This is a genomic window from Bacillus cereus group sp. MG20 (assembly GCF_040459885.1).
GTDB classification, from domain to species: domain Bacteria; phylum Bacillota; class Bacilli; order Bacillales; family Bacillaceae_G; genus Bacillus_A; species Bacillus_A cereus.
Genome location: NZ_JARVHF010000001.1, coordinates 4,776,444 through 4,790,483, shown reverse-complemented (window position 1 = coordinate 4,790,483; position 14,040 = coordinate 4,776,444). Strand labels below are relative to the sequence as shown.

The window sequence follows — 14,040 nt, the reverse complement described above, 5'->3', positions numbered from 1 at the left end:
ACATTATTCCCCTTTACGAGACTCCGTCATTTGTTTCCATACAGAACCTTTTGCCTCTTCTCCACCTTCAATACGCTCTAATGCTAGACGCGCTTGCATCGCTACTTCAAACTCTGGATCATCTTGCGCTGCTTTTAATGCTGGAATCGCACTTTCATCTCCAAGCTCAAATAAGAACATCGCTGCACGCCAGCGTACTAATTTACTTGAATCTTTCAGAGATTTAATCATAACGAACATCGCCGCTGGATCACCTACGTCTGATAAGCAATCGCCTGCTGTACGGCGAACACTTACTGAACGATCTAATAACGCTTTATATAATAATGGCAATACTCCATCACCTTTTACCATACCTAAATACGCTGTTGCTAAACGGCGGATCGAAACTTTTTCATCATCTAACGCCATCTTCAACACTGGAATATCTTCTTCAGTAGGATCCATTTGTTCTAATGCAGCAAAACGTTTTTTCCAGTCAGCATCTTTCATCATCTCTTCTGTTACTTTATATGGCTCACGCTTTTGAACCGTTACTTCAACAGCACCTGCTTGATTTAATAATTCTTTAACCGTTTCATTTACACGTTCTTCTGAATAAGCAGCAACAATCTCTTCTACTACTTCTTTCCCGATTTCTTCAAAATTACCGTAACGTGTACTTTGTTCTACCCATTTACGCTCTTTTACAACGTTTGGTGCAGACATTTGTACTTTCATAATTGATTCTTTGAAACGATCTGGTAAGCCAACACGTTCTTCCGATGTTCCATCTGTTAACTTTACTTGCATTGGAATTGTAAAGAACATTTGAACAAACACTTTCACTTCTCCAAAATGAGCCAGTTGTTGTTCTTCACTTTCTTCCACTACTTCTTCGCCAAAAACAGCACGAACTTGTTGTAATAAAACTTTCCAGTCATACTTTGCATTTCGCTCGACTGCTAAAAAGTCAGCTACATGATACACACCTTTAATACCTTCAATTTTCAAAATTTCTTGCACTTGCATTGGTGCTTGTTCTTTATTTTCATTTGTATAATTATTACGCGCTCCTGATGGTAATACTTCATTCAAAATAACTTTCATTGTATTTGGACTTGGCGTCGGTTCAATTGCTTTAATCTTCACGTAAAAAACTCTCCTTTATTGCGTGTTCTTAGCTGTATTGTAACATGTTATCATTCTATACTCCTACTCGGATGCTTAATTTCACTACTTTCTTCCCATTACCATGCTATTTCGTTCTTTTTACATTTCAAATTAGGAATGAGGTTTTAAAAGCTTTCGTTTCCGATGATTTTTTTACCCATTTCTTGAGGTACCGCCAGTATTTTTGAAAAAACACGCTAAGCAAAAAAATATAATAAGCTGTCCATATAGACAGCTTATTTACATATTTTTCGTTCTCGGAAGTTGATCTTGTAGCGCTCTTTCTCGTAATTCACTATGTTTTCCAAAGAAAATAGTGCAAGACAAGGCGATGAATACATTTGCAGAATGACAAAACTGTAAGAATACACGAGTATTTGTAAGAAAGTTCGATGTTTTCCTTTTTCTTTTTTTATTATAGTGAAAAAGAAGAACGAAATATTCTCTTATGTAGGAAAGGAAGATAATAATGATTGATTTATTAAATAAATGGATGTTAGAAAGTACAGGAAATTTCAATATCGTTGTAGGACTTACAGCACTTCTATTTTTGGGTTCAGTAATTGCACTTATTATTATTTACAAAAAAATTGGTAAACCAGATGAAAGAACAACTCCTATTTATTTTAAAATTATTTCTTGTATGTTTACTACTCAAATTCTAATGAATTGCATATTCATTTCTTTAGTTGGTAAAGATATTGAGAATTTCCGTCAAATCTTTATATTATTTGAAGCCTTTGTATTCTTCGTTGGAGCTATTTATTCGTTTAAATTATATAGACAAGAATTTAAATAATTCACTTGCAAGAAACAATAAAAAGGAGGATTCCTTACTCTCAGAAGGAATCCCTTTTTTATTTTCTATCACTCGATGCATCTTTTTATACATTCCTATACTGTGATGGGTTTTACGGTTCTCGATTGTTACTGGATTAGCCGAAAAACGTTATAAAATTTTGTATACTCTTTACTTGTTTTCCCAAAAAAGCTGGCGGTACTCCTTCTTTAAGTTTATTAAAATACTTTCCACAATTTTTTCCGTAGCTATTACTTAAAATCACCTTTTATTACGATGCCCCCTCCCGCCTTCTCTCCAAAAAGGTAATACTCTCAATCACAACTTCAGTTCTATATATTCTCTTGCCTTGTTCATCATCATAATTACTCGTCTGAATACGCCCTGTAATCCCAACAAGTGATCCCTTCTTACAATATTCAGTTACATTCTCAGCCGATTTTCGCCATATAACACAATTAATAAAATCGACTTGTTGTTCACCTAAACTATTTCGAAATCCTCTATTCACCGCAATACATATTCTTGCATAAGCAACGCCTTGTTTTGTGTAGTATAATTCTGGCTCCTTTGTCAATCTACCGATTAATACAACTCGATTCATCATAAGTTATACCACCTCACATATTTTTCTCCATTGTAAGGAGAAATGTATGAATGGTAAAAAGCACAAAATGATATATCCGTAAGTAGAAAGTATTATTTTAGATCTTACAAAACAAAGAAAGAAACCATGCATATTTCAAACATGTATGGTTTCAAAATTTATTACACTTCACTACAAGATATGTAATATCCTCCGCGAGCCATCTTTATTTCAGCACGGTACATTACATTTTCTAAATAGAAAGTAATCGGTTTAACTTTACTCTCAAATTTTAGTCTTTCATTGCATTCAGTTGCATATCCTTCAATCGCTGAAGTAATAACTTCTGATGATGGATACGTTAAAGCTTCATCTAGTTCTATGAAAAAACTTTTAGAAAATAGTTTTTTCATAATCCCCTTCTTCTCTTTCATCATATTCCATCTCCTTAAATTCAAGTTGACAATATCCATATTATACCACACTTTCAATATATCTTTGAAAATAAAAAAAACCTGCATTTTTCATGCAGGTTTTTTTATTAGTCATTTTTCGTAAAGTAAGAAACGAAACGAAGAATTTCTAAGTATAACCAAACTAATGTAAGCATTAGTCCCATTGCAGTGTACCACTCCATATATTTCGGAGCTTGACTACGTACACCATTTTCGATTAAATCGAAATCTAGTAATAAGTTTAATGCAGCAACTACAATAACAACTGCACTAATAATAATACCGATTGTACCACCTTGGTGAATGTATGGAACAGTTACACCAAACATATTTAGTAGGAATACGACTAAATACATAACCATAATTCCAAGTGTTGCTGCCATAACGCCTGTACGGAATTTATCCGTTACTTTTACTACGCGTGTTGCATATAACACTAACATTGCAAATAGAATTGAGATTGTTAGTAATACAGCATTTAAAACGATAGAATCGCCAAATTTCATTGTATAAACTGCTGAAATACTTCCTAACACAACCCCTTCTACCGCCGCATAGATTGGTGCACCAAAAGGTGAAATACGCGGGAAGAACATAGACGCAAATGCGATGATTGCTGCAACGATTAAAGCACCAATTAATACTGGCATCTTCATCGTCCCCTGCATCATCTGTATGTATGAATAGACAGACGTTGCAAGTAGCAAGATAAGCATAATGAACGTTTTGCCTACTGTTCCGCCAATCGTCATCGCAGAAGCGCTTGCTCCCTCTTTACGGAATGCCTCTTTTTTCAACATTGGATTAGATGTTCTCATTTTTTCCCTCCTAAAATAGGTTCTACCAATAGTGTAAAGTTTTTCTCTTTACTTTTCAATATATGCAGCTTGTTTTTATTTTAATCCTTCAACGATGTCTGATAGTTCACTCCATCTTTCCATCTTTTTTTCTAGCTCTTCTTCTGTTTTCTGCTGTGCTTCAGATAATTCTTGTGCCTTTGTGAAGTCAGATCCAACTTTCGCAAGTTCTTCTCCAATTGACTCAATTTTTTCTTCAAGTTCGGCAATTGTATCTTCAATCGTTTCCCATTCACGCTGCTCATTGTATGAAAGTTTACGTTTACGTTGTTGTTTTGGAGCTTCTTCTACTACTTTTTTCTCTTTTTGAACTTCCGCTTTCTCCATAAGTTCTCTCGTTTTTTCCATTTCTAAATAATCTGTATAACTACCTAGGAACTCACGCACTTCGCCTCCGCCAGTAAAGATGAACAGTTCATCTACTACTTTATCTAAGAAGTAACGGTCATGCGATACAGTTAAAACGACACCTGGGAAATCTTCTAAATAATCTTCTAGTACTGTTAATGTTTGTGTATCTAGATCATTCGTAGGTTCATCAAGTAAAAGTACGTTTGGTTCTCCCATTAAAATACGTAATAAATATAAACGTCTTCTTTCACCACCAGATAGTTTACCAAGCGGTGTACCATGTGAATGAGTCGGGAATAAGAAACGTTCTAACATTTGAGATGCACCAATTACTTTTCCATCTGTTGTATGAATAACTTCTGCAATCTCTTTAATGTATTCAATCATACGCTGATTTAAATTCATCTCTTCATTTTCTTGCGTATAATAAGCAACTTTTACAGTTTGCCCAACTTCAATTTCACCACTATCAGGAGATAACTTACCTGCAAGCATATTTAATAGCGAAGATTTCCCGCTTCCATTCGCTCCAATAATTCCGATGCGATCGCCTGGTTTCACGATATGATTAAAGTTGTTTAATACCGTTTTATCACCAAATTTTTTCGTCACATCTTTTAACTCAACTACTTTTTTCCCAAGACGGCTACCGCTAAGTGCAATATCAACTGACTGTTTTGCAGCTGGCCCTTCTTGGCCCTTTAGCTCATCAAATCGTTGAATACGTGCCTTTTGCTTTGTTGAACGGGCTTTTGCACCGCGGCGGATCCATGCTAGTTCGCGGCGATATAAGTTTTGACGTTTTGATTCTTGCGCAATTTCTTGTTCTTCACGAAGTGCTTTCGCTTCTAAAAACGTACTGTAATTCCCTTCATAACTATACAGTTTTCCATTATCTAATTCGAAAATACGATTCGTCACACGATCTAAGAAATAACGATCATGGGTTACAAGTAATACTGCACCATTATATCGAGCTAAATATTCCTCTAACCATTCCACTGTCTCATGATCAAGATGGTTCGTAGGCTCATCTAAAATTAATAGATCCGGTGTTTCAATAAAACATTGTGCCATCGCAATACGTTTTTTCTGTCCACCAGATAAATTTCCAACAGTTGCAGTGAAGTCCGTAATTCCTAATTTCGTTAAAAGAGATTTCGCATTTGCATTTGCTTCCCATGCACTCATTGCATCCATACGTTGTTGCACTGCAAATAATTGTTCCTGTACTTTTTCATTACTTGGATCTTTTTCGATATGTAATAGCGCCTTTTCATACTCACGAAGAAGACGAATTAAAGGAGTATCACCATGGAAGACTTGCTCTAGCACTGTTAGTTGTTCATCAAACTCTGGTTGCTGTGATAAATAACTAATTGTATACCCACGAGAATGAGTCATATCACCTGTATCAGGAATTTCTGCCCCTGCAATAATTTTTAATAACGTCGATTTACCAGTTCCGTTTACACCGATAATTCCGGCACGGTGTCCTTCTGCAATACTAAATGATAATCCATCAAATAACGGTTTTTCTCCATATGATTTTGATAAGTTTTCCACAGTTAACATTTTCATATTTGTGCATTCCACTCTTTCATAAATTGTTCAATAAACTGTTCCATATAACGATGACGATCTTCCGCCTCTTGTTTTGCTGCGTTCGTGTTCATTAAGTCTTTTAATTTCAAAAGTTTTTCATAAAAATGATTTAAAGATGGATCGTTATTTTTTCTATATTCATCTTTCGTCATCACTTCACGCGGAGGAATAGTTGGATCATACATTAATCTCCCTTTCGCTCCACCATACGCAAACGTGCGAGCTATTCCAATTGCTCCAAGGGCGTCTAAGCGATCCGCATCTTGAACAAGCTTCCCTTCAAGTGAATCCACTTTACCGCCATGACCACCTTTATAAGACATATTGGCGATGATATGAAGAACATGTTTACTTTCCTCTTCTTCCACATGTAACTCTTCTAACCAATCAGAAACTTTTTTCATTCCTTCTTCTTCACTTTCATTTAACTTCTCATCTGCCACATCGTGAAGTAATGCTGCCATTTCAATTATAAAACGATTTCCCCCTTCTTGCTCGGATAAAGAAATCGCCAGTTTATGTACGCGTTCAATATGATACCAATCATGCCCACTCGCATCTTTTTCTAAAATATGTTTTACAAAAGTAATTGTTTTTTGAATCTTTTCTTGTTTTGTCATTTTATCTTCACCCAGTTACTTATTGTAACACGCCCACATTTTTTCATCACATATTTTCTTGTCCGCCCATACACTGAGTGGTAAGCATCATCATGAAGGAGGAATAAATATGTTCTATAATAATCAACCGCCTTATCCAAGGCAACCATTTTACCCTCAACAACAAGAACAAAGATACACAGAACAATACGAAGAACAAGAGTTACAACAGCAAAAACAACAATATGACGAAAACCCATATGCAACAACGCAAAATCAAGAAACTGAATTTCAACAAAATCCATATGAAACACGTCCAAATTATGAATATCCTCAAAATCCATATGCGGTACCACAAAACCAAGAACAACCATATCAACAAAATCCATATGCAGCACCACAAAACCCATACACAACTCAACCACAACAACCGCAATACCAACAACAAATGTATCAACCAAACTACGACGCACGTGTCTCACCACCTAAACCACCAACAATAGATCCAACGCAGCCACAAATTTTACCGCCAGGACCAACATTAGACATTACACAACCACAAATCTTACCACCTGGACCAATTACTGAACCAACACAACAACAAATTCAACAAGTTGTCGGTACACAGTTTTTACCTTTCAAGAAACCTGTACTAGATTTCGTAAAACCATGGGTAGATTACGGTTTAAATGAAGCAAAACATACATCACACGAACACGCATTAACAGAAGTTGCTGCGATTATGTTTTTAGTTGGTAAAGGCTTCAATCCGACGATTGCTCATTATATCGTAGAATCTTGGGAGAAGAATGAACAGTTTTAAGGTTGTTTATTTTATGTTCAGAAAAACTATAAAAGCGTCGCAAATGCCTGTTATACAAGCATTTGCGACGCTTTTTATTTGTTATATTATATTCTACTTCAAAAGGGTATTTCATATTTTTTCACATGTTTTTATATTATTTGTGAGCAAAATGTGAGCAAATAATAACCTTTTAATTAAACTGTATTAGATCCCCTTGATAAATAAACATTCCCCTTCCATTTGTTGAACTTGTGTTCTAAATATATCCTCTTAATTCATCAAGTTTTAAAGTGCGCTAAAAACGTTGATTTATCAAACTTTTATAAAAATGATATTTCATAGTGATTCATCACTTTTTTTATTTTGTGGGTAAATTACGGGTGGGGTTGTGGATGCCCCCACAAAATATAAAACTAAATGAATTAGGCCTGTTTTATTTTTCCATCTGTTCTTTCCTATATCAAAGGCATTAGGTGACTGGGAAACTTGGAAAGGTATGGGCTACACTGTTACCCATTTAGATAAAGCTTTACCTGCTATGTGGGATGCGTTATCAGATTCTTTTAAGAAAGATGTGATAAATGGAGATGCAGAAACCCGCGCAAGATGGGGATCGTATGCTTTAACACAAATTGGATTAGGTCTTATTGGGGGGATAAAGGAGTCAGTAAAGCTGCAAGCTAGCGCAAGGTGCTAAATTCTCAAAAGCTGGACAAATATTGAGCAAAGGCGATAATTTGGCTTTCTCAGGTGGTAATGAAATAATTGGTAGAGGAATTCAAAGAGGTTCTACGACAATTGAGGAAATGACCAATGCTAAAATTATTTTAAAGAAAGATGCAAATGGAAAATTTATTTTAACTGGCTATCCAAATTAATAAATAGGAGGATAAATATGTTATTAAAACACAATCCAGAAGATGAAATTTATCAATTCCTAGCAGGAAACTTTCATCAAGATTCTTTCTATGAAGAGGTAATTCAAGAACTAATAGAAGAGGAATACAAAGAATATATACAAGATGCTATTATTTTCTTAACTAAATTTATTCAAAGTGATTACAGTAAGGAAGAAAAAAATAGATATATAAAAGAAGCTGCAGATGGAATATATTTTGAGGGATTAAAAGTAACACCTTTAGAATGGTTAGAACACACCGTTGATTTATTAAAAAAAGGATAAAAAATACAATGTATGAAAAATGTTAACAAATCAGAATATGAAATGTCTGTAAACTTAAAAAATGTTAAGTTAATTGAAGAGAAAAAAACTATATAGGGATTTACACTAGATAGCGATAATTAATTACAACAAATAAAAGCAGAACCTGATGAGAGTTCTGCTTTTATAATTTTCATTTTGCATACACATAAGCAGGATTAGCAGTTACATAGTATGCTTTGCTTTTACTGTTGTGAACTTTGTATTGATACGAACCATTCACAATTACTTTTAAGACCTTTTCTTTCTAGGGCCTACAATTAATTTAATCGCTGTTCTTTCTTCATTATTGATAGAAATCTCTTGAAACGCTGGAACAAAAGCTAAGTCAATACCACTTGGAGCGACGAACCCTCTTGCAATCGCAATTGCTTTAATCGCTTGATTTATAGCTCCAGCCCCAATCGCTTGAATTTCCACATTACCACTTGTTCTTAGTACACCCGCTATTGCACCCGCGACTGAATTTGGGCTTGATTTTGAAGATACCTTTAATATATTTTCCATGTAAGTTGCTCCTTCTATTATTTAATCTCTCTTTCGTTACAATTTTAAATATTTTAGCGTATCTTTAATTACTATTCACACCAAAAATAAACGATGCTTCATATGTACATTTATTCTATATTTTCTGACTTCTTCCTGCCCAGCTACACAAATAAAAAAATAAACTAAATAATCTAATATACATACGATTAAATATCATAACTTCACCAAACGATAACATCCAAACAGCAAAAGATAATATTGCTGTTTGTCAGACGAAATTAATATAGTAAAGTGAAACTTTACTCAGTGGGGGTTTTGTTCATCCCCCAACTAACTTCTTTGCTTTCACTGAATTTTGAGGTGGGGTCTTACCGCTCGGAAAATAGCGGGATAAACGTTTCCTCGTTACTTTAATCCATTTAGAAATCCCATTCATTTTTCTATCAAATTATGAACCTTATCATCTTCAAAAAGTGTTACAGGTAATACCCCAATACTATATTTCATCATTTGAGCACTTTATATTCCAAATCTATCTCCTTTTATAGTACAAGCATACACGCCAATTGTGATTCATTTTCATAAACTATTATGTGTTTTACATTTATTAAGAATAGGAGGTAATATATTGGGTTCATACTATCATTCTTCAAACTCGTATAAAAAATGCTCATGTAAATCTTCTTCCAGTTCAAATAAAAAATGTTCATGTGACCATTCACATAAACGAAGCTGTCCTGCATACGGAACTTTTTGGCAAACTGAATTTATAACTGTTCCTTTTGGCAACCCTTTTCCATTTAATCACGTTGGACCTTTAGCAGGAGGCGTTTCCTTACTAAACTCTACTACTATACAATTTAGACAAGCTGGTGATTATAGAGTTACGTTCATTTCCAGTATTAATACTACTTTAAATCCTGTATTTCCACATATCCCAGTCATAACTATATTTTTAAATAACAATCCACTTGCTAATAGTCAAGGTGACTTCGCTATTCAAATGAATACTTCATCAAATAACGAATGTCTTCAACTCGTTGGCGAAACGATTGTTACAGTGCCAGCTAATTCAACTCTTCAACTTAGAAATAATAGTGGCTTTAATCGTCAAAGTATTGTAACTTGTGACAATGGTATAAATTCAGTTGAATTAACAGTTACAAAACTAAGTTAATATTATTTCTTCACATTCAGATGCTATTTCAGCATCTTTTTTTATTGAATAACAGTTTCCTTCGACTTTTATTATCTCTCATCACGCAAAAAAAGTGCAGAATTCTTTCTAACACAAGATTTCTGCACTTTTATATTATGCTTATTTATTCTTCCTTATTTCTCTACATAAACCGACTTAACAATCGTACGATTATATGGTTTTCCTTCTTTATTCATCCCTTTTATATCCATCGTAACGTTATATACTCCCGGTTGTTTTATATCTTTCAAAGCACCTGTAAATGTATTCGTATTAACATTTTGTAATTCATTAAATTCAGAGACTAACTTACCTTCTTTATTAACGACTCTTACTGTTATGGAAAGATCCCCTTTCATTTCAGGTGCCACTGGTGATTTTTTCAGTTTATACTCAGGTTTATTTACTTTAACCTTTGTAGGCATTTGAAGAACAAATGGCGCGTCATTCTTGTAATCGCTTACAACTAAATATGCATCTTTCGACTGCTTCGCCATCATTTTGATTTTCCATTCGCCTACTTCCAATTTATCAAACTTGAATGTTCTAATTGTCGCCCCATTAAAGAAAGATTCGCCTTCACCAGTAGTTATAGCACTATCTTTGTTTGCATAGATTTTTCCTTTTGGAGATACCATTTGTACTTCTACATCAGAAGAAGCAGTTAGTACAGAAACTATTCCTTCAGCCTTTTTATCAACAGAAATACTTTGCTCTATCCACTGATTTTGTGGTAATTCGCCTCCTAAAATATTTTGATTTGAAGTTGTATTTAATTGTTCTAGATTTTCATTTGAACTAGTGCTGGATGCTACTAAAGCTGGTAACCCCACATTTGTCGTACGTAAATATGGTTCAATTCGTGCAAAAACAGCTGATCCTTTTCTTATATTGTCATGATCAAATCTTGAATCTGTAAATAAATGTGTACCGTACGATAGCTTCGCACTCCATTCATTTACTAGTCCATCATTTGAACCGTACGACGATAAATATAACCCGCCCATAGATAATGCAGAAAATGTTGGCCCCCAGCTAGTCCCAGTAGCCGTATAGTAACGGTTTAATTTAGCTGCTGGGTTGTTATCTATTGTTGAACGAAACTTTGCCATTTCACCTATTTGTAACGAATACGTACCATCATCTTTTTGACCTAATATAGAAGCAAGCCACCCTGCCCACCAACTATATGATAAATCTGCTAAATTTGAGCCGTGATGCGGTGTAGCAAGTGTAATAACATTTCCAACAAATCGATTCGCACCATATTCAACTAATGCGGCTTGTGTATCAATACCACCTTTACTATGCGCTACAATATTAACTTTTTTACCGAAATGATTATATATTTCTTCAAGTTTTTGTGCTAACAATTTTCCGTTATCCCACTGACTAGCCGAACCTTTCCCAGCAGCATCATACAATTGTATAAACACTGTTTGATAGCCTGCTTTTAAAGCATAATCATACATATCATTTATATCATGATATACTGTCTTTCCATACCAACTATCAGCATTACCATTTCTTCCTTGTACAAAGAGAATTGGCGGTTTATTCTCATCATAATTAGCAGGTTTTTGGCCTAAAAACCATTCTCCAGGTGTGAATACTTCTGTATCAGGAAACCCCTTTCCAAGCTCTTTTACAACTTCTGCCTGTACATTTGTGCTAATCGTTGGAGCCATGATAAAAAATACAATTAGTAAGGCCACACATCTTCTCATCAGTCGCATATTACTCCCCCTATTTTTTTGAAAGAAGGTGTTCTTTATAATATTTTATATTTTCCCTTCCTTAATAATAGCTAATCTTTTATTTTAAAAAGATGTTAGCCCTATTTTTAGAAGGTTACTAGTTGTATACCCTCTTCCTTAACTCTCGTTATTCTCTTTGTTTCTACCTCTTCCTTTTGATAGAATACGACAAAAAAGTTTCTCAATAATTGTTAACTTCGCTACACCCAGATATTTTTTTAATCATTATTGTTTATATAAAGCATACAAATCTTGAAAAAATTTTAGTAAAAAAACATTTTATTACTAGTTAGTTATTTAAAAATATAATAAAGATATGTACTTTCTTTTCATTAAATACAAACTAATTTTAAAGGAGCTTATATTATAAGACTTTCCTACGATTAAAATTTAAACTGAAATTTCCGAATAGACAGTTATATTTCCAGAAACATATATTATGATAATTTTCGTGCACTTGAATTAACTTTTTAGAAGTACTAACCTATCGGTGAGCAGAAGAAAATTCTGTAAAAAGAAAGGAGAATACTTTATGATGACCAAATTACAAAAAGAGTTTTTTAAACGCTTAAAAATTCCTGCAAAAGAAATAACATTTGATGATTTAGATGAAATTCTCTTAAAAATGGGAATGATTCTCCCCTATGAAAATCTTGATATTATGGCTGGTACTATTAAAAATATCTCAAAAGATAACTTAATAGAAAAGTTACTTATTCAAAAACGAGGTGGACTTTGTTATGAATTAAACTCCTTATTGTATTATTTCTTAATTGATTGTGGGTTTCAAGTATACAAAGTAGCCGGTACTGTTTATGATCTGTACGATAATAAATGGAAACCCGATGATGGTCATGTCATTATCATATTAAGTCATGAGGATAAAGATTATGTTGTGGATGCAGGTTTTGCATCTCATCTCCCTTTACATCCAGTACCTTTTAACGGAGAAGTCATATCCTCTCAAACAGGAGAATATCGAATTCGTAAGCGAAATACTCGAAAAGGTACGCATATTTTAGAAATGAGAAAAGGAGCTAACGGAGAATCTACAAGTTTCTTACAATCTGAACCTTCAAACGAATGGAAAATAGGCTATGCTTTCACTGTAGATCCAATAGATGAGAAAAAAGTGAATAATATTCAAAAAGTGATTGTAGAGCATAAAGAATCTCCTTTTAATAAAGGAGCTATCACTTGTAAATTAACTACTTATGGTCACATATCATTAACAAATAAAAATTATACAGAAACCTTTAAAGGCACCAAAAATAAACTACCAATAGAATCTAAAGATTATGCTCGCATTCTTCGTGACTCTTTTGGAATAACGCAAGAGAAATATGTAGGAAAAACACTAGAAAGAGGCTAGTTGACTACAAGTATTTCATAATAAAGCAGATTCTATATTTAGAATCTGCTTTATTTTATATTTCGTTATAATTTAATTTAATTTAATTTTGTTGTTACCCTTTAATTTTCAATTATATACTCATCATCATATTTATCGTATTGTAGCCCTTCCCCTATCTTTGACTCCGTAACTTGATCTCTTAAAAACGGTGCAGCATCCATTTTGCTAGTTGCAATTTCAATTCCATATTTTTTCGTTAAATAAGCTAACTCTATTAAAAACCACTCTCTTCGCAATGTAACTGGAATATCCAATGTTTTTCTTTTCATATATAATAGCACCTCTTTTATTTTCATAGCTTAAAAACATCACTGGATGCACTTATTAAAACTACCTTTCACCGCTAACATCCAATGAAACATTATAGTATATGCATGTCCATTTCAAACGTGCTATCACAAATATGATATTTAAGTTTACATAATTATATTATGTAATAGTAAAATAGGAAGGCATGTCCCTTCCCCTTCTACTATAGAGATTTAAATTAAGAACATCTTGGTACACCTAAAGCTAAAAATAAGCCTGCTACTCCCGCAGTAATCGGTACTTTTAACGTAATAACATCGTCTACCTTCGTTACTAAAAAGTAAGCATTACCTTCTTGTAATATACAAGTTACCAACAATTGAAATTCCATTCAAATCTCCTCCTTTCAATCGATATACTATAATTTATGAAATATCTTTCAAAAAGTAATAGGAAATATATCTATTTTTCCCTATATACAAAATAATCATTTATAAGTCTA

General features: G+C 33.7%; 16 protein-coding genes and 3 pseudogenes. 7 read left to right on the top strand and 12 right to left on the bottom strand.

Annotated elements, in window-relative coordinates:
- Window positions 1-3: 3 nt before the first annotated feature.
- Together QCI81_RS24690 and QCI81_RS27245 are read right to left on the bottom strand one after the other, a co-directional pair.
- Window positions 4-1,131, bottom strand: a complete 1,128-nt coding sequence (locus tag QCI81_RS24690) for a conserved virulence factor C family protein (protein ID WP_071730064.1) — start codon at window positions 1,129-1,131, stop codon at window positions 4-6.
- A 276-nt stretch (window positions 1,132-1,407) separates the two neighbouring features.
- Window positions 1,408-1,482, bottom strand: a pseudogene (locus QCI81_RS27245) (transposase); the annotation flags it as partial.
- 139 nt (window positions 1,483-1,621) lie between these two features.
- On the opposite strand from QCI81_RS27245, the gene QCI81_RS24685 reads away from it, so the two are divergent.
- Window positions 1,622-1,951, top strand: coding sequence for a hypothetical protein (locus QCI81_RS24685; protein ID WP_000566285.1), 330 nt, complete (start codon window positions 1,622-1,624; stop codon window positions 1,949-1,951).
- A gap of 271 nt (window positions 1,952-2,222) precedes the next feature.
- On the opposite strand, the gene QCI81_RS24680 is transcribed toward QCI81_RS24685, so the two are convergent.
- From QCI81_RS24680 to QCI81_RS24660, 5 genes are all read right to left on the bottom strand, one after another.
- On the bottom strand, window positions 2,223-2,558 hold the full coding sequence (locus tag QCI81_RS24680; RefSeq protein WP_063547138.1) for a single-stranded DNA-binding protein: 336 nt from the start codon (window positions 2,556-2,558) through the stop codon (window positions 2,223-2,225).
- A 161-nt stretch (window positions 2,559-2,719) separates the two neighbouring features.
- Window positions 2,720-2,974, bottom strand: a complete 255-nt coding sequence (locus QCI81_RS24675) for a DUF4318 domain-containing protein (protein ID WP_071730063.1) — start codon at window positions 2,972-2,974, stop codon at window positions 2,720-2,722.
- A gap of 104 nt (window positions 2,975-3,078) precedes the next feature.
- Complete coding sequence (locus QCI81_RS24670; protein WP_001260655.1) at window positions 3,079-3,810, bottom strand: Bax inhibitor-1/YccA family protein; 732 nt, start codon at window positions 3,808-3,810, stop codon at window positions 3,079-3,081.
- Window positions 3,811-3,885: 75 nt separating this feature from the next.
- Window positions 3,886-5,781: an ABC-F family ATP-binding cassette domain-containing protein gene (locus QCI81_RS24665; protein ID WP_071730062.1), complete on the bottom strand. Its 1,896-nt coding sequence runs from the start codon at window positions 5,779-5,781 to the stop codon at window positions 3,886-3,888.
- The gene (locus QCI81_RS24660; protein WP_071730061.1) at window positions 5,778-6,425 is read right to left on the bottom strand and encodes an HD domain-containing protein; all 648 of its coding nucleotides are present in this window, start codon (window positions 6,423-6,425) and stop codon (window positions 5,778-5,780) included. The genes QCI81_RS24665 and QCI81_RS24660 overlap by 4 nt, the downstream gene beginning before the upstream one ends.
- Window positions 6,426-6,534: 109 nt before the next feature.
- Here QCI81_RS24660 and QCI81_RS24655 point away from each other — a divergent pair, with 109 nt between their 5' ends.
- From QCI81_RS24655 to QCI81_RS24640, 4 genes and pseudogenes are all read left to right on the top strand, one after another.
- Window positions 6,535-7,227, top strand: a complete 693-nt coding sequence (locus QCI81_RS24655; protein ID WP_071730060.1) for a hypothetical protein — start codon at window positions 6,535-6,537, stop codon at window positions 7,225-7,227.
- 445 nt (window positions 7,228-7,672) lie between these two features.
- Window positions 7,673-7,967 (top strand): annotated as a pseudogene (locus QCI81_RS24650) (WXG100 family type VII secretion target); the annotation flags it as partial.
- Between the two features lie 48 nt (window positions 7,968-8,015).
- Window positions 8,016-8,087, top strand: a complete 72-nt coding sequence (locus QCI81_RS27240; RefSeq protein ID WP_422666853.1) for a hypothetical protein — start codon at window positions 8,016-8,018, stop codon at window positions 8,085-8,087.
- Window positions 8,088-8,104: 17 nt separating this feature from the next.
- Entirely contained in the window at window positions 8,105-8,392 is a 288-nt protein-coding gene (locus QCI81_RS24640; protein WP_071730058.1) for a contact-dependent growth inhibition system immunity protein, read from the top strand.
- Window positions 8,393-8,564: 172 nt separating this feature from the next.
- Here QCI81_RS24640 and QCI81_RS24635 read toward each other — a convergent pair.
- A pseudogene (locus QCI81_RS24635) lies at window positions 8,565-8,666 on the bottom strand (N-acetylmuramoyl-L-alanine amidase); the annotation flags it as partial.
- Complete coding sequence (locus QCI81_RS24630; RefSeq protein WP_000427801.1) at window positions 8,663-8,938, bottom strand: stage V sporulation protein S; 276 nt, start codon at window positions 8,936-8,938, stop codon at window positions 8,663-8,665. The gene QCI81_RS24630 and the pseudogene QCI81_RS24635, both read right to left, overlap by 4 nt.
- Before the next feature lie 610 nt (window positions 8,939-9,548).
- Here QCI81_RS24630 and QCI81_RS24625 point away from each other — a divergent pair.
- On the top strand, window positions 9,549-10,097 hold the full coding sequence (locus QCI81_RS24625; RefSeq protein WP_353810903.1) for a preprotein translocase: 549 nt from the start codon (window positions 9,549-9,551) through the stop codon (window positions 10,095-10,097).
- A gap of 155 nt (window positions 10,098-10,252) precedes the next feature.
- Here the strand turns inward: QCI81_RS24625 and QCI81_RS24620 are convergent, their stop codons facing one another.
- Entirely contained in the window at window positions 10,253-11,854 is a 1,602-nt protein-coding gene (locus tag QCI81_RS24620; RefSeq protein WP_016512941.1) for an esterase/lipase family protein, read from the bottom strand.
- Between the two features lie 553 nt (window positions 11,855-12,407).
- Here QCI81_RS24620 and QCI81_RS24615 point away from each other — a divergent pair.
- Window positions 12,408-13,247 carry an arylamine N-acetyltransferase family protein gene (locus QCI81_RS24615; RefSeq protein WP_071730056.1) on the top strand — a complete coding sequence of 280 codons (840 nt, stop codon included), beginning with the start codon at window positions 12,408-12,410 and terminating at the stop codon, window positions 13,245-13,247.
- 101 nt (window positions 13,248-13,348) lie between these two features.
- On the opposite strand, the gene QCI81_RS24610 is transcribed toward QCI81_RS24615, so the two are convergent.
- Both QCI81_RS24610 and exsG read right to left on the bottom strand, forming a co-directional pair.
- The gene (locus QCI81_RS24610; protein ID WP_071730055.1) at window positions 13,349-13,558 is read right to left on the bottom strand and encodes a hypothetical protein; all 210 of its coding nucleotides are present in this window, start codon (window positions 13,556-13,558) and stop codon (window positions 13,349-13,351) included.
- A 218-nt stretch (window positions 13,559-13,776) separates the two neighbouring features.
- The gene (gene exsG, locus QCI81_RS24605; protein WP_000395679.1) at window positions 13,777-13,929 is read right to left on the bottom strand and encodes an exosporium protein ExsG; all 153 of its coding nucleotides are present in this window, start codon (window positions 13,927-13,929) and stop codon (window positions 13,777-13,779) included.
- Between the last annotated feature and the right edge of the window lie 111 nt (window positions 13,930-14,040).

Excerpts from the sequence above, each read along its gene's own strand:
- QCI81_RS24685 (WP_000566285.1), top strand. The coding sequence starts at position 1,622 with ATGATTGATTTATTAAATAAATGGATGTTAGAAAGTACAGGAAATTTC.
- QCI81_RS24680 (WP_063547138.1), bottom strand. The coding sequence starts at position 2,558 with ATGATGAATCGAGTTGTATTAATCGGTAGATTGACAAAGGAGCCAGAA.
- QCI81_RS24675 (WP_071730063.1), bottom strand. The coding sequence starts at position 2,974 with ATGATGAAAGAGAAGAAGGGGATTATGAAAAAACTATTTTCTAAAAGT.
- QCI81_RS24670 (WP_001260655.1), bottom strand. The coding sequence starts at position 3,810 with ATGAGAACATCTAATCCAATGTTGAAAAAAGAGGCATTCCGTAAAGAG.
- QCI81_RS24665 (WP_071730062.1), bottom strand. The coding sequence starts at position 5,781 with ATGAAAATGTTAACTGTGGAAAACTTATCAAAATCATATGGAGAAAAA.
- QCI81_RS24660 (WP_071730061.1), bottom strand. The coding sequence starts at position 6,425 with ATGACAAAACAAGAAAAGATTCAAAAAACAATTACTTTTGTAAAACAT.
- QCI81_RS24655 (WP_071730060.1), top strand. The coding sequence starts at position 6,535 with ATGTTCTATAATAATCAACCGCCTTATCCAAGGCAACCATTTTACCCT.
- QCI81_RS24640 (WP_071730058.1), top strand. The coding sequence starts at position 8,105 with ATGTTATTAAAACACAATCCAGAAGATGAAATTTATCAATTCCTAGCA.
- QCI81_RS24630 (WP_000427801.1), bottom strand. The coding sequence starts at position 8,938 with ATGGAAAATATATTAAAGGTATCTTCAAAATCAAGCCCAAATTCAGTC.
- QCI81_RS24620 (WP_016512941.1), bottom strand. The coding sequence starts at position 11,854 with ATGCGACTGATGAGAAGATGTGTGGCCTTACTAATTGTATTTTTTATC.
- QCI81_RS24615 (WP_071730056.1), top strand. The coding sequence starts at position 12,408 with ATGATGACCAAATTACAAAAAGAGTTTTTTAAACGCTTAAAAATTCCT.
- QCI81_RS24610 (WP_071730055.1), bottom strand. The coding sequence starts at position 13,558 with ATGAAAAGAAAAACATTGGATATTCCAGTTACATTGCGAAGAGAGTGG.
- exsG (WP_000395679.1), bottom strand. The coding sequence starts at position 13,929 with ATGGAATTTCAATTGTTGGTAACTTGTATATTACAAGAAGGTAATGCT.